16 protein-coding genes are annotated in these 13864 nt (G+C 42.2%); 13 read left to right on the top strand and 3 right to left on the bottom strand.

From position 1 onward, the window contains the following. Positions 1-371 precede the first annotated feature (371 nt). A complete protein-coding gene (locus IM496_RS11265; RefSeq protein WP_287661950.1) occupies positions 372-1004 on the top strand; it encodes a type I restriction endonuclease in 633 nt (210 codons plus the stop codon). A 219-nt stretch (positions 1005-1223) separates the two neighbouring features. Beyond that, positions 1224-2390, top strand: a complete 1167-nt coding sequence (locus IM496_RS11260) for a SpoIID/LytB domain-containing protein (RefSeq protein WP_287661949.1) — start codon at positions 1224-1226, stop codon at positions 2388-2390. 300 nt (positions 2391-2690) lie between these two features. Here the strand turns inward: IM496_RS11260 and csaB are convergent, their stop codons facing one another. Then, positions 2691-3728 (bottom strand): polysaccharide pyruvyl transferase CsaB, encoded by a 1038-nt coding sequence (gene csaB / locus IM496_RS11255; RefSeq protein ID WP_287661948.1) that lies wholly within the window; start codon positions 3726-3728, stop codon positions 2691-2693. A 17-nt stretch (positions 3729-3745) separates the two neighbouring features. Further along, a complete protein-coding gene (raf1, locus tag IM496_RS11250; protein ID WP_194013260.1) occupies positions 3746-4825 on the bottom strand; it encodes a RuBisCO accumulation factor 1 in 1080 nt (359 codons plus the stop codon). Between the two features lie 213 nt (positions 4826-5038). Between raf1 and ccmO the strand changes: the two genes are divergently transcribed. From ccmO to IM496_RS11210, 8 genes are all read left to right on the top strand, one after another. Next, positions 5039-5839, top strand: coding sequence for a beta-carboxysome assembly protein CcmO (gene ccmO, locus IM496_RS11245; protein ID WP_002775137.1), 801 nt, complete (start codon positions 5039-5041; stop codon positions 5837-5839). 382 nt (positions 5840-6221) lie between these two features. Then, the gene (locus tag IM496_RS11240) at positions 6222-6914 is read left to right on the top strand and encodes a hypothetical protein (protein WP_287661947.1); all 693 of its coding nucleotides are present in this window, start codon (positions 6222-6224) and stop codon (positions 6912-6914) included. A 292-nt stretch (positions 6915-7206) separates the two neighbouring features. Further along, complete coding sequence (gene mazE / locus IM496_RS11235; protein WP_147070224.1) at positions 7207-7431, top strand: type II toxin-antitoxin system MazE family antitoxin; 225 nt, start codon at positions 7207-7209, stop codon at positions 7429-7431. Continuing rightward, positions 7424-7795, top strand: a complete 372-nt coding sequence (locus IM496_RS11230; protein ID WP_287661946.1) for a type II toxin-antitoxin system PemK/MazF family toxin — start codon at positions 7424-7426, stop codon at positions 7793-7795. Before mazE ends, IM496_RS11230 begins: the two co-directional genes overlap by 8 nt. Before the next feature lie 146 nt (positions 7796-7941). Next, positions 7942-8151, top strand: coding sequence for a DUF2281 domain-containing protein (locus tag IM496_RS11225; protein ID WP_194013263.1), 210 nt, complete (start codon positions 7942-7944; stop codon positions 8149-8151). Then, entirely contained in the window at positions 8151-8558 is a 408-nt protein-coding gene (locus tag IM496_RS11220) for a PIN domain-containing protein (RefSeq protein WP_287661945.1), read from the top strand. Before IM496_RS11225 ends, IM496_RS11220 begins: the two co-directional genes overlap by 1 nt. A gap of 187 nt (positions 8559-8745) precedes the next feature. Beyond that, entirely contained in the window at positions 8746-9048 is a 303-nt protein-coding gene (locus IM496_RS11215; protein WP_271932027.1) for a hypothetical protein, read from the top strand. Continuing rightward, positions 9029-9406, top strand: coding sequence for a type II toxin-antitoxin system PemK/MazF family toxin (locus IM496_RS11210; RefSeq protein WP_287661943.1), 378 nt, complete (start codon positions 9029-9031; stop codon positions 9404-9406). Before IM496_RS11215 ends, IM496_RS11210 begins: the two co-directional genes overlap by 20 nt. A gap of 145 nt (positions 9407-9551) precedes the next feature. Here IM496_RS11210 and IM496_RS11205 read toward each other — a convergent pair whose 3' ends face one another. After that, the gene (locus IM496_RS11205) at positions 9552-9773 is read right to left on the bottom strand and encodes a DUF29 domain-containing protein (protein WP_287661960.1); all 222 of its coding nucleotides are present in this window, start codon (positions 9771-9773) and stop codon (positions 9552-9554) included. A gap of 439 nt (positions 9774-10212) precedes the next feature. On the opposite strand from IM496_RS11205, the gene IM496_RS11200 reads away from it, so the two are divergent. The 3 genes from IM496_RS11200 (at position 10213) to IM496_RS11190 (ending at position 13859) form a co-directional block, all read left to right on the top strand. Further along, positions 10213-12414: a PhoX family protein gene (locus tag IM496_RS11200; RefSeq protein ID WP_287661942.1), complete on the top strand. Its 2202-nt coding sequence runs from the start codon at positions 10213-10215 to the stop codon at positions 12412-12414. A 291-nt stretch (positions 12415-12705) separates the two neighbouring features. Beyond that, a complete protein-coding gene (locus IM496_RS11195; RefSeq protein WP_194013268.1) occupies positions 12706-13572 on the top strand; it encodes a response regulator in 867 nt (288 codons plus the stop codon). Beyond that, on the top strand, positions 13569-13859 hold the full coding sequence (locus tag IM496_RS11190; protein WP_002752661.1) for a circadian clock KaiB family protein: 291 nt from the start codon (positions 13569-13571) through the stop codon (positions 13857-13859). The genes IM496_RS11195 and IM496_RS11190 overlap by 4 nt, the downstream gene beginning before the upstream one ends. Positions 13860-13864 lie beyond the last annotated feature (5 nt).

Here is a 13864-nt window from a genome sequence, read left to right as displayed (position 1 = left end):
CGAATGACCTAACCCCCCTTCCCTGGGAAATAAGGGGGGAATAAAGTTTTTAACACCTAACTACTTATATCTCAATAAATCTCTTGGATAAATCATAGCAAAGTGAACCTTTCATGTACTCTAAATTAAGGAGAAGACGATGGCTAATCTGGATGATTTAGGAAGAGCGAAAGCAGCTGATAAAAACCTGAACGATGCTAACCGAAGCGATGTGCAGGTAAACAAAACAAGACCATATCCTTAACTGTTCTCTCTGATTTAGAGCAGTTAACCCTGTCAGTAACGGATATTTTGCTTGGTTAAAAATTTAGGTAAATTCAATTAAAAATAGCAAATTACCATTAACGTAAATCTTAATTAAGGAGGTAAATATGGTTCAAATTTTACAAGCGAAAGAAGTCACTTTCAGAGATTTAATTAATCATTTTCAACTACAGTTTATAGAAGATGAGCATTTTTTTGGGGAATGGCAGCAAGACCTAGAAGCAATCTCTGAACAAGAAAAAGAATTGTTAGATAAAATCAAAACAGGTTATTTTAACTTATTGAATTATCCTCCCTTTTTAGAAACTTCGGTGAGGATGACGGTTTTAGACCCATTATTATTTATTGGTAACTTTTATCTATTTCCCTTTCACATTAAAGCAGAAGAGTCTGTTGAAATTATTACAGAAGATCAAGATTTAATAATTAAAGGAAGGTTAGATACTTTAATTCTAAAAGAGCAATTATGGGTAATGATTATTGAATCAAAACGGGTGATTTATTCCGTTGAAGTAGGTTTACCGCAATTATTAGCTTATTTAATAGTCAATCCTCATCCCAACCGTCCTAATTATGGAATGTTGACCAATGGTTCCGAGTTTTTATTTGTTAAATTATTATGGGACGGTAAACCTTTATACGGAACCTCTCGTTTATTTGCCATGAGAAATCCGGGGGATTTATACGAGGTTCTCAAAATCCTTAAACATCTCTGTCAGTCTAGCGAGGGGGTGGAATGAACCACAGAGACACAAAGGACACAAAGATCGATCGCTTCTATGGTAAGTTAAGCTGATCACACAGAACCTAGAAGAGCCTGGATTAGAGGAGATTCGGCTAATCTAAGGATGGGTGGTTAAGAATTTTTTCGGCTTTTCTTGACTATTTCAGCCTTATTTGTCCTAACAAGCTCAAGAATACGAGAGTTTTTCTCTAGAATTGCCCGGCCTGAGAGGGGAATGATAAAGTTAGATAAGAAAATTAAAGATGGTGTGATTAAAGTGAAATTTGCTGCTAGTACCTATTTTTCCCTGCTGCGTCATTGTGCCGTTCCTTTGTTGTTGATCGCCACTTTTACGCCAATTCTCTTAACTTATTTAGCCAAGGAAAAACCAGAAACCCCGCAACCGCAGGCAAATCTAGAAACTGCTGCCTCCCCTGATCCTATTATCCCATCTCCGATCGCCCCCTTAACCGCACCATCGCCGAAACTATCTCCCTCTCCCCAATCTTCTGCGATTCCAAAATCAGCACCCTCTCCTCAGTCTTCCCCCTTGGCACCGAAAAAATTAGCACCATCGGTTCAAACTTCCCCTAATACTTCCCCTAATACTTCCCCCGCTGCTGCTGCCAAACCAGTGACTAGACAACCTTTAGCGGTTCCCGCTAATTATACGCCGCCGGTCCTAGAAATTCGCGTGGCGATTAAAAGGGATGTGGCCAGTGTTTTGATTGGAGTTAACGGGCCGGCGGTGATCACCGACCGCCAAGGTCGTGGTTTAAAAACGATTGCCACTAACGAGGGTTTACCGGTCATTCCAGGTGCCAATGGCTTAAAAATGGGCGATTTATCGCTGCCAGAGGTGATTTTTGTGCAGCCCACCAGTGCCGATGGTTTAGTTTATGTGGATGATGGTTGGTATCGGGGCAAAGTGCTGCTGGTTGCCCAAGGCGATCGCTTGTTAGTGGTTAATCATGTTAATTTAGAGGCCTATCTCTATAGTGTGGTGGGTAGTGAAATGCACTCCACCGCACCAATGCACGCTTTAAAGGCACAGGCGATCGCCGCTCGTTCCTATGCCCTAGTACACATGATCCGCCCCGCTAATGCTTGGTTTCATCTGGGCAATACCCAACGCTGGCAGGTATATAAAGGCATTCGCTCGGAGTATCAATCGACTCACCAGGCGGTTAATGCCACTGCTGGGCAGATTCTCAGCTATAAAGGGGGTGTAGTCGAGTCTCTTTATGCCGCCACGGATGAAATTGTCGCTTGGGCCCACGGTGGTCGCGGTATGAGTCAAACTGGAGCTTATAAATTAGCGGAAAAAGGCCTAGATTATCAACAAATTCTCGGTAATTATTATCCCGGAGTTGGTTTAGCTCGTCTAGTTCTACAAAATTAGATTGATTGGCTTTCTCGACTGCGCGTACTCGCAAAGGCGGATCGTAAAAACCCGCAATCGCTAGTAAGGGAGAAACTAACAATAAAGTCACGGTTCCTTCTAATAACTGTCCCGCCGATCTTTGGTGTAAATACTTTTGTCTTAGTTCATCCAAACTCTTTTTTTCATGGCTAGATAGAGACAGTAAATCATTTTGCTATTCGGGGGAAAATGCCCCATCTTCTGTTAAAGAGAGATTAAATCTTGTCTCGGCTAGGGCAATAGTCGTGATAGCATCAGTAATAGCACTCGACATAAAAATTAGCTCACCAATCTAGATAAAATTTCTCGATGAATTAAAGCTCGATCGATTAAAAAATGTTTGCGATCGCTGGTTAATCCCTCTCCATTGGCATAAAAATCAATCCAAGCATTACTAATATCATTAACTGCTTCTGGTAACTGATCTAATTCCCAACCCTGCATCGGTACTTCGGCAATTAATCGCGACACTTTCGGATCATAACTAAGGGCAAAACAACGACAATCTTCTGCCGCGGCCATAATCAAACTATGAAAGCGCATTCCGATCACCATTTCTACCCCGCGAAATAAGCCTTTTAACTGTCTTGGATCCTCTAAACTAATGATTTGATGATTTTCCCTTAATTGACGGGCTACAGCTTCACAGAGGGGCAAATCCCGCGAGTTTTGAAAAGGGACTAAGAGAATAAACGCCCCCGTACTAATTTGTAAATCAATTAAAGCTTGGGTTAATTTATCTAATTTTGCCGGGGTTAATAGGGGATGGGGACGTAAATTGACGGCGATTCTTGGGGCGGGTAAATCCGATAATCCCTTGACCGATCGAGCTTCTAAAGCCCATACTGGATCGGGGGCAACAATGGGACTAATACCCCAATTGGCGACTAAATGAGCCGAAGTATCATCGCGCACAGTAACTAAACTACATTGTTGTAAAACTTTTTTGGTTAACCAACGGGTAAACGGTCTATTTAATGGACCAATTCCCTGGCCCCAAGCAATAGTTTTTAAGCCCAATAATTGAGCAAGAGCCATTAACCCACCATAATAAATTGGACTGGCAAAACTGGTGACATCCTGCATTAAACTGCCACCACCCCAGATAAATATATCCGCTTTTTTAAGAGTTTTAAAAACTTGCCACCAATCCCGACTAGGACAGGTTTCCACTCCATAACGTTGACTGGTTTCTCTGGGATTATTTGACAAAACAATAGGTTTAATTTCTGACGGCAACATCTGCAATAGAGACACTAATAATGCCTCATCTCCTCCGTTTCCTCTCCCATAATATCCACAAATTACTGCACGCATATATTCAGTTATCAGTTTTAGTCGTCCATTTGCCAGGGTTCGGTGATGTTTTTTTCATCGAGGATATTTTTGGCTCTTAAAATCAAGACTAATTCCCCTAGTATTGTGACATCGGGGGGACTATCAAACCATTGTAAAGAGACGGAATTATCTCTCTCTACTAGATAATAATTGTTCACGTCCCATTCAGCCAAAACTCGATCGATTACTAATAACACTTCCTCAGACCTAGTGGCAATCGATCGAGGTAATTGATCGCTAGGCCATAAAATAGCTACAGGATCGATCGCCTTTAGAATTGCTTGCCAACCGGGGAGAGGCACAATCGTTTGTTTATCCCCCACCGTTACCAGTCGAAAAGGTTCCTCGACGCTCAGACTTTCTGTGCATTTTATATCAGTTACCGTCACCGGAAATCTTCCTACTAAAGGAATAATTCTGGCTAATTCGTCCTCATCCTGTAAACGATGGACGGGCAGCAACGGTGCGCTACGGGTGGGAGTAACGGTAAAATCTTGTAGTAAGGACTCGATCGCCTGTCTGGCCGAGTCAGAATGGGCAAATTTCAACCCTTTAGCGATTAATTTCGCTCTTTCGGCTAAATCTCGCTTTTGTTTGCCCCGTTTCCAACACTGGTAAGCGATCGCATCTCCAGGATGACGAGTAAATTCACTGGGAATCTGGGATAAACGGGAAAAATCTTGGATAGCTTTGGCGATATCGTGTGCTTCAGCCACCTCAATCCTTTTTTCTGCCGCTAATTTCGCTGCCCCCAATCTTTGTTCTTGGTTGAGAATCCGTAATTCGTATAGCACATCACTGCGCGGCCCGACGTAGTAACTTAATAAATCTTCATCTGCCCCCGCTTTGATTAAACTCTCAAAAACTTGGGCAGCGACAATAATTAAATTTTGTTGGGCATTTTGAAACCCGGTTTGTTCAAAAATTAACTGGGAATCGTAGCCAGCTTTTTGCAGTTTTTGACATTTTTGCCCCCAATTCACCCAATTTCCTTCCTTATGAAGCAGCGATCGCATTAATTCGGTCGCTTCCGTTTCGCTGATTCGATCATCTGTACTGCGAGGCTGTTCTGTCATAGACAACTTGATCAAGCTACAATAACTAAAATTTATCTAATCCCTCAAAAATCTTCAATAGCAATTAAGGTTAACAGGATAGACTAGATAGTAACAGGATAGCTGACAATCACCCCCTTCGTACCTGTTAGGGCAAGTTTATCTTCAATGTCTAGATTAAGAGTTAATGGAAGCATTCCCCCCTCGTCCACAACTAACCCCGGTCAAAGGACGATGAAAACCAAGCGTCACCCCAAAGATAGCGCCTTGGGTTTAGTCTCTACCCTCAGCTTTCCGGCGATCGTCGGGACCGCGGATATGATGCTAAAATCGGCAGAAGTTACCCTCGTGGGTTACGAAAAAATTGGCGGTGGTCACTGTACGGCGATCGTGCGTGGTAATATTGCCGATGTGCGGTTAGCAGTGGAAGAAGGGGCAAAAACCGCCGCACAGTTCGGACAATTGGTATCTAAATCGGTTATTCCCCGACCGATGCCCAATTTAGAGGTAATTTTCCCAATTGGTAGCCGTTTAGCTGAAATTGCCCAAAGTCAACGGGGTTTCAGCAAACTGAGCAATATGTCGATCGGTCTTTTGGAAACCAGGGGTTTTCCCGCTATGGTGGGGGCAGCCGATGCCATGTTAAAATCCGCCGATGTGCAGTTAGCTTCCTACGAAACAATTGGGGATGGTTTGTGTACGGCCATTATCCGGGGTTCCGTCGCTAATGTGGCCGTGGCCATTGATGCGGGAATGCGGGAAGCGGAGAAAATCGGTGAACTGCACGCGGTGATGATTATTCCCCGTTTATTGGAAGATTTAGAACATACTTTACCGGTGGCCAGCTACTGGTTAGAAACTCCCGAACCTTTACCGATGTTGTTACCCAATACTGTCCGGGAAAAACAACGGGAATTGGTCGCTTTACCGGAATTGGAAAAAACCAAAATACCGATTCGTCGCCAAGAAATGCAGGAAAAAGTGTTAGAAGAAGTGATTCCCGTGGAAGTTATCACCGATGAGGACAGTTATTAATTTTTATTTTCAACCTTGCTCCTGTGCTGCTAAAAGTATAGGAGCAAAAGGTTGAATTAGGATTTGCTGAAAACGTTTGTTGGTGGGTGTGGATTTCCAGGTAAAAAATCTTTACAGAAGGCCTCGACAATTAAACGAATCGAATAATTATAAATTTTTGTCAAGGGGTGCGGTCAGATCGAATAATCGTCGCTAGAATCAGCCTAGTTGTCAGAAATTTAGTTAAATAAGGTTTTTGGCAATAGGCTAATCAGGCTAACACGCTTTTGGGCGTGATATAGGGAAAAGTTCTGGCGATTGCTCCTAAATGGGGTGATATACCGAAAGTTTCCGTATAATATATAGTTAGCTGACTTATTAAGTTTATGAAAGGAAAACACACATGACTGCTGAGCAGAATATATCAACTGGCAAAATTACGGCTTTGATTGGTGTAGTTTCTTCTGTAATCACCATAGTATTGACAGTCTTTAATACCTATACAAAATGGCAAATTGATGCAGCCGATCAAAGATTGAAAGAAAGAGGGCAAGAACTTGAAGCAATCTTTAAACAGAGAACAGCGGATATCGAGGCATTAAAAGAAAGAACTAGCCGATACACATTTGTAAAAACTCTTTTTCAAGATTTAGAAAGTAACGACTCAAAAAAACAAACTCTTACAATAAATTTGATAAGGCTCACTCTTACAGAGGGTGAATCAGAAAGACTTTTTAGAGGATTCACAAATTCTCCTGATCAAACACTTCAGAAAGTAGGAAATGAAGGTATTGCCGTGATTCAAAAAGAAAAGAGTTCTGCTCAAGTTGCTTCCGAAAAGGAAAGAGAGGGGTTCTTGTACTTACGTGAGAAGAAATTTGATGATGCTCTTAAAGCTTTTGAGGCTGCGGAAAAATCCTTTCCCACATATCACAATGTATATGAAATTTCTAATTTGCTTAGAAAAGAGAGGGGTAACTTTTCAAATCCAGAGGCAAGAAAGAGAATCCTAAAGAGGATCATTGATGAATATTCATGGGGAATGCCAGATGATATCAAAGATCAGTTGAGAAAAATTTCTGACAGTAATACCTAACAACCCGATTCGAGAGGACTACCGAGTAGTCTTGAGTAGTAGATCGCAATTTTGTAGGGTGCGTTCCCTAAGGTGGCTCCTACTGCTCCACTAATAGATTTTTGGGGAACGCACCATGCACATTGATTGAAACTGTGGGTTAAAGTGCGATACCGAAGGCACTGGGTAGCACCCCTAGATGTCGTTAGGCCTTCAATCTACCTACAGATCAGAGGCAGGCATTGACAATTAATGTAGGATTAGTTAGTATGATGATCTAATCCTACCAGGCTGTCGTAAACAGTTTATGGCAATGAGTAAGAAAGTTAGCATAACCTTAGACGACGAAGTTTTGGAATTTGTAGATCGACTAGCAAGCAATCGTAGCAGCTTCATAAATGATGTTCTCTGGCAAGAGAAGAGAAGGGTTTTTATGAAAGAGCTAGAAGAAGCTTATAAAGATCAGGCCAATGATCCAGAGATGCAAGCAGAAATCTCTGTCTGGGATATTGTAGTGGGCGACGGTCTAAATGCCTAATGGAAGACTAACCTATAAGCGAGGAGATATCTGGTGGATCGATCTGAAACCCGCTATTGGTCATGAAACCGATAAAGAACGTCCTTGCCTGATTTTACAAAACGATATTGGCAATCAAAATGGAACAACGACAGTAGTTGCTCCATTGTTGCCCGGGAAAAGGACTTATCCTTTTGTTGTCAATATTACACCGACAGTGCAGAATGGACTAGACGGAGATCGACACATCAACTTAAGTCAAATGAGGGCTGTAGATTCTCAAAGAATTAAGAATAAACAGGGTGTTTTAGAAGACATTTATTGGGAAGAAATAGAAAAAGCAGTATGTATTGAGCTCGGTTTCAGCAAATCGCTATCGCCGTAGGGTGCGTTCCCTACGGTGGTTCCTACTGCTCCAGCGATCAATTTTGGGGAACGCACCATGTACATTGATTGAAACTGTGGGCATTATGCTAGAGTGGTGGTAAGAGCAGTTATCAACTACTACAAACAGTTGAATTGGTAAAATACATGAGTACGTCTGCAAAATCACTAGAAGAACTGGTGAGACAATTACCGCCCCAGTTAAGGGTTGAAGTACAAACGTTTGTAGAGTCACTTTTAAGTAAATCTAATCAACCTATAAAACGTAAACTCCGTCAAGACTGGGCAGGGATGCTTAAAACCGATTACACATCAATTGAGTTACAGCATCTTGCAGTTGAATGGAGAAATGGCTAGTGTTTCTTCTGGATACGAATATTTGGCTAGAACGCTTATTAGGACAAGGACAGGCGGAGGTTGTTGCGGAGCTACTTGATACGCTCTCACCGTCTGATATGTGTATGACTGATTTTACTTTACATTCTATCGGGGTGATCTGTAATCGGCTGAATCAAAGAGACGTTTTTATCAAATTTGTCGATGACGTTTTGATTGATGCTGGTGTTGTACTGGTCAGTATTCCTGCTAACCAAATGAAGAGAGTCGTAGAAATAATAGATCTCTTTCGCTTGGATTTTGATGATGCTTACCAATATGTTGCTGCCGAGCTTCAAAAAGCTACTATTGTGAGTTTTGATCAAGATTTTGACAAGACAGAACAAAGACGTTTGACTCCTATGCAAGTGCTTAAAATTAGAAATTAATTGCTTGCTCCCGTCAGTGCGATGCCGAACGCAATTTTGTAGGGTGCGTTCCCTAAAGTGGTTCCTACTGCTCCAGCGATCAATTTTGGGGAACGCACCATGCACATTGATTGAAACTGTGGGTTAAAGTGCGGTCGCCGATTTTAATAAGCTATATTAACAACAATACTTAAAGAGAAGGCTTAAAATGGTTAAATCAACTTTGTACACGACAGCAAAAGTCCTACCGGGAAATAGAATTGAAATTGAATCTCCAGATCTGACTGTAGGACAAACTGTTGAGGTAGTTATTTTGGTTGAAGAAGTTAGTTCTGATTCTTCCACCACCGAAGATATATCTCCATCCTTAAAACAGCGTCTTGCTTTTCTGAAGTTACCAATGACTGAACGGAGGAATATTCTCAAAAGTCAAGCCGATATAATGCTCTCTCACTATCAACAAGATTCTGAATGGCAGCAGTTAATGGCCGGTGACATCATTGAGTATTAACCCTGAGCTGCCAAAACGTGGAGAAATTTGGTTAGTCAACTCCGATCCTACTGTTGGTGCAGAAATCAAAAAATTGCGTCCTGCTGTCGTTATCAGTTCCGATTCAGTAGGAAAGCTTCTTATCAAGCTTATTGCTCCTATTACAGACTGGAAAACATATTTTTCAGCAAATTTCTGGCACGTTAAAATTGAACCTAACAGTATCAATGGATTGAATAAAGCTTCTGCAATTGATACTCTTCAACTAAGGGGGGTGGATTTACAAAGGTTTATTCGTAAATTAGGAAGCGTTTCTGAAATTACAATGCTGGAAATTGTAGCCGCCATTGCTACTGTAATCGAATTTGGGCTCTTCTAGGTTCTGTGTGATCAGTTTAACTTACATAGGATCGATCGATCTTTGTGTCCTTTGTGTCTTTGTGGTTCGTTCCACCCCCTCACTAGGAGAAATGTATCTTAGAATACATTTTACCCACCAAACCTAGGAGAGCCATTAATTTTGCTTAAGTACTTACATTAACAACAATACTTATGGTGGAAATCCAATCAGAAGTTCGTTTTTCTGGTCGGTATTTCCCTTTGAGCAAGTGCATGATTAGAATCCCTAATCTACCGATGATTTTGCGTTTTTCACTGCGTCCTATTGATTCAAGTTCTTTAATCAAGTTTTCTAGATCAAGGTCTTTTAGTCTGCCGTTTTTGAGTTGGTTTACGGTTTGCTCTATTCATTGGTTAAAGTCTGTATCATACTATAGCGTTTTTCAGTCTGCTGAGGTACAAAAGTTATGGGTTTTAGGCAAAGGGCAAGAGGCAAAAGAGAAGAAAAATAGGCGTACCTCACTAGCTTAGGAAACGCGATAAATTCGTTGAGTATAGGCCACATATCAGGACAGGCAATAGGCAAAACGGGCAATAGATAATCAGTCTTTAATAGCTGGATTTAGTATCATTAAGCTCACTAACAAGAACGCTTTTTGCTCCCTTCTCCCCACTTGCCACTCCCCACTCCTCACTCCCTCACCCCTAGCCTCCAATCCCGATACTTTTAACTGGCTGTTAACTTAGTCATAACTTGCATACTGTATAATTCCTATGTCAAGCTTATGTAATAAAATTTAACCTAATCAAGGTCTTAACACCAGTTTTGACTTTATTTCTGAAAATATGAGTATTTCTCGCCGTAATTTCCTCACCTTTTTAACTGCCACTGCTGGTGTCTCTTTTTTCAGTCTGCAAGAGAAAAAATATTCCTCTCTGATTAGCAGTCCTGCGATCGCTGCCAATAGTTTTGGCTTAAACTTTTCTCCAGTCAAACTGCCGATTCCCTTAAAAATTGACGGCATGAGCGATGAAAGCCAAAAAAATGCCTATCAAACCTATAAAGTCCTAGATGATCTCGTTCTTCCTCAAGGATTCACCTATGATGTGCTGGCACAGTGGGGGGATAAAGTGGGTGATTCCCGTTTCGGTTATAACAATGATTATCTATCTTTTATCGAAACTAGTCCGGGTCAAGGTTATCTAACCGTTAATTTTGAATATATCAGTGGTCGTACTTGGCTACAAACCTTTGAACAAGTGATCGGTAAAACCCTACCCGTCCAGGAAGTACGGGAAAAAACGAACGAAAAGGGCGAAATTGCCGCCTATCGCCTGCAAGATGCCAGCTTAAGGGCAAAAATCGAGGAAATCTCCCTAGAAGGTTTAATTGATCAGGGAATTGGCGTAATTTCCCTGGCTAAAGATCAAACGGGAAAATGGCAACGTACCTATAGTAAAGCTGATCGCCGCATTACCGGTATCTCTGGACTAAAGGACGGTCGTTACCTGAAAGCCACCGGTCCTGCTGTAGCAATTTTTACCAAAACCAATAAACTTGGCTACGATGACGGATTAGGGTCAAAAATTATCGGAACGTTTCAAAATTGCGCCGGGGGAACAACTCCCTGGGGGACCGTATTTAGTGCCGAGGAGAACTTTCAAGACCAAGTGACCGAGGTAGTGTTAAAAGATGGTTCTTCTTTGCATCCCGATACTACCCCCTTTATTCTCAATAGTGGGGAAGTGGATGGCCGGGGTAACGTTTTTGGGTTAGCGGGAAATAAATACGGTTGGATGGTGGAGGTGGATCCGGCCAATCCCGACGATTACGGCACAAAACACACTTGGTTAGGGCGTTTTCGCCATGAAGCGGTCGCTTTTCTCGCTCAAACGGGGCAACCCTTGGCGGTTTATTCAGGATGCGATCGCAGAGGCGGTCATGTCTATAAATTCGTCTCCGAGGGCAAAATTAGCGATATTAAAGACAAAAATAACTCTAAACTCCTAGAAAAAGGAATGCTTTACGGGGCGAAATTCAACCCCGATAAAACCGGTTATTGGATCCCCTTAAATCCCGAAACGGAGATAAATCCCGTCCTACCGAGTCAAATTGCCGCTAGTCGCGGGGATGGGGTGGTAGCTTTGCCGAATCCCGAAAGAACGGTCAATGATAATCAATTACTGTTATTTAAGGACGATGAGGAGATTCTAGCCTACAAATCTAAATATAAGACCCTCGCAGACCTGTATGAAGGTAATGGAACGGAAAAACAGGGAGCAATTCTCATCGATGCTCATTTTGCCGCTAACGCCGTTGGGATCACTTGTACTGGTCGGCCAGAAGATACGGAAGTGGACGAGAATGGCACTTTATATATAACCTTTACCTCTGGTAGTCCCAGTCAAGCGGAGGGAGGAGCCGATAAGGAGATATTTAAGGGACCAAATGGCGAAATACCCTACGAATTTGGTTGGATTATCAGCTTAAGGGAAGATAATAACGATGCTGCTTCCTTAAGTTTTCGTTGGGATGTGGTCGCTTATGGAGGGGAACCTACAGAGAAAGGTGAGGGTTTTTCTAATCCCGATAACCTCGCTTTCGATAAACAGGGAAATCTCTGGATGGTTAGCGATATTTCCACGGGTGGGTTAAATCGAGAGATGAAAACTCGTTATCCCCAAGGGGTCCCGGTTAGTCAACGGGATTTATTGGGGATTTTTGGCAATAATAGCGCTTGGGTGTTTGCCAAGGGTCAAGAGCATCCCTATCCTTTTGCTATCGCTCCCATGGATGCGGAATTAACGGGATTGTACTTTACTCCCGACCAAGAGACGTTATTTTTGGCAGTACAACATCCGGGGGAAGCGGGGGGAATTCGTCGGGATTTGGCCTTTGAAAACCGTAAATTTGCCCTTAAAACCACTAATGGGCAGGAATTTGAACAAATGCGACAAGTACCCCTAGGGTCGAATTGGCCCAGTGGTCAAGTTAATCAACCTCCCCGGCCGGCAGTGGTGGCAATTCGCCGAATCCAGTCAAAATAGGTGAGGGAAGTGAGGAAGTGGGGAAGTGGGGAGGTGGGGAAGTAGGGAAGTAGGGAAGTGAGGAAGTGGGGAAGTGGGGAAATGGGGAGAAAAAGGAAATAGATTGTTTCCTTGGAGTAGAAAAGCGATCTTTTTCAGGAAAAATCGTTAAATTAAGGAATTTAAGAGCAAGGTCGCCATTAAAATCTCACTTTTGCCGGAGATATGTTGTGATTTTGTCCTTGAGTTTCCCAAAGATGGGCTTACTATGAGAGTAGGGGGAAAAAAGATAATTTTAGCGATCGATTAACAATGACTAGGGATCTCTGTAGAATTTTATTGATAGAGGACGAACCGACGACTGTTAAATTAATCCAGAGATTGCTGTTAAAGGCCCCCCAATGTTCTCTGGCTGAGGGGTTGACTTTTACCCTCACCCAAGCTCAGGATCTACAGGAAACTGCCGAAAAACTGGCAGGGGAGAAATTTGATCTCATCCTCTTAAGCTTGGAAATCTCCGTCCCCCCCGGCTTAAATATTCTAGTCAAAACCAGAGAATTAGCCGCTGCTATACCGATAGTGGTTCAAACTACTAGCAATGATGAGAAATTAGTCGTTAGAGCCTTTCAACTCGGTGCTGATGGTTATATTCAGTTAAATAATATCGATAGTAGTCTTTTAGTCTATCAAATTCGTGTGGCGATCGAGCGTCAGCAATATATCCTCAATCTTAAACATCAACAACAGGAAGAAGAATTTCGCGAACTGGAACAGTTAATCAAGGGAGGACAAACTAGCATCACAGCGAAAATGTTCGGTTCTGAGGCAATAAGGCAGAGTATTCCCGATATTTTTCAAGAATTAGTCCAAAATTACGGAGATTTATTAGATTTAGCTTTAGAAGAACAAGCATACAAAGTGGAACATAATCTATCGGAACGACTGCGAAGCTTGGCTGATAAGCTAGGATTCTTAAAAGCTAGTCCTCGCGATGTGGTGGACATTCATACTACCACCCTACGCCAAAAAAATCAGGATGTCACCCTGGCCAAAGCGCAGGCCTACGTTAGCGAAGGTCGTCTCATGGTCTTGGAATTGATGGGTTATCTCGTCTCTTTCTATCGTAAATACTATATCGGTCTCAGCAACATTAAACTATTCAATAACACGCAATCATGAGTCAATATCTTCTCAAACTCTACATTATGGGTGATTCAAGTAAATCCCAGAGGGCGATCGCTAATATTTTTCGTATCTGTCGCGAGGAGTTATCCGATCTTTATACGGTAGAAATAATTGATGTTCTCGAACAGCCGCAATTAGCGGAACAGGATAAAATTCTCGTAACTCCTACTTTAGTCAAACAACTTCCCCCACCCCTACAAAGAATTATCGGCGATATGTCCAATACCCAAAAGGTTCTCCTCGGTTTGGATGTTATTCCCAAAGACTCCCATCTCAATTAGGATTC

The sequence above is a fragment of the Microcystis sp. M049S2 genome (assembly GCF_020245625.1).
Taxonomy (GTDB): Bacteria; Cyanobacteriota; Cyanobacteriia; order Cyanobacteriales; family Microcystaceae; genus Microcystis; species Microcystis ichthyoblabe_A.
This window is presented reverse-complemented; position numbering and strand designations above follow the sequence as displayed.

What these genes read in the sequence shown, in the direction of transcription:
- IM496_RS11230 (WP_287661946.1), top strand. Translation starts at nt 7,424, where the DNA reads ATGCCTAATGGAAGACTAACCTATAAGCGAGGAGATATCTGGTGGATC.
- IM496_RS11215 (WP_271932027.1), top strand. Translation starts at nt 8,746, where the DNA reads ATGGTTAAATCAACTTTGTACACGACAGCAAAAGTCCTACCGGGAAAT.
- IM496_RS11200 (WP_287661942.1), top strand. Translation starts at nt 10,213, where the DNA reads ATGAGTATTTCTCGCCGTAATTTCCTCACCTTTTTAACTGCCACTGCT.
- mazE (WP_147070224.1), top strand. Translation starts at nt 7,207, where the DNA reads ATGAGTAAGAAAGTTAGCATAACCTTAGACGACGAAGTTTTGGAATTT.
- IM496_RS11260 (WP_287661949.1), top strand. Translation starts at nt 1,224, where the DNA reads ATGATAAAGTTAGATAAGAAAATTAAAGATGGTGTGATTAAAGTGAAA.
- IM496_RS11190 (WP_002752661.1), top strand. Translation starts at nt 13,569, where the DNA reads ATGAGTCAATATCTTCTCAAACTCTACATTATGGGTGATTCAAGTAAA.
- IM496_RS11240 (WP_287661947.1), top strand. Translation starts at nt 6,222, where the DNA reads ATGACTGCTGAGCAGAATATATCAACTGGCAAAATTACGGCTTTGATT.
- IM496_RS11195 (WP_194013268.1), top strand. Translation starts at nt 12,706, where the DNA reads ATGACTAGGGATCTCTGTAGAATTTTATTGATAGAGGACGAACCGACG.
- IM496_RS11265 (WP_287661950.1), top strand. Translation starts at nt 372, where the DNA reads ATGGTTCAAATTTTACAAGCGAAAGAAGTCACTTTCAGAGATTTAATT.
- IM496_RS11225 (WP_194013263.1), top strand. Translation starts at nt 7,942, where the DNA reads ATGAGTACGTCTGCAAAATCACTAGAAGAACTGGTGAGACAATTACCG.
- csaB (WP_287661948.1), bottom strand. Translation starts at nt 3,728, where the DNA reads ATGCGTGCAGTAATTTGTGGATATTATGGGAGAGGAAACGGAGGAGAT.
- ccmO (WP_002775137.1), top strand. Translation starts at nt 5,039, where the DNA reads ATGAAAACCAAGCGTCACCCCAAAGATAGCGCCTTGGGTTTAGTCTCT.
- raf1 (WP_194013260.1), bottom strand. Translation starts at nt 4,825, where the DNA reads ATGACAGAACAGCCTCGCAGTACAGATGATCGAATCAGCGAAACGGAA.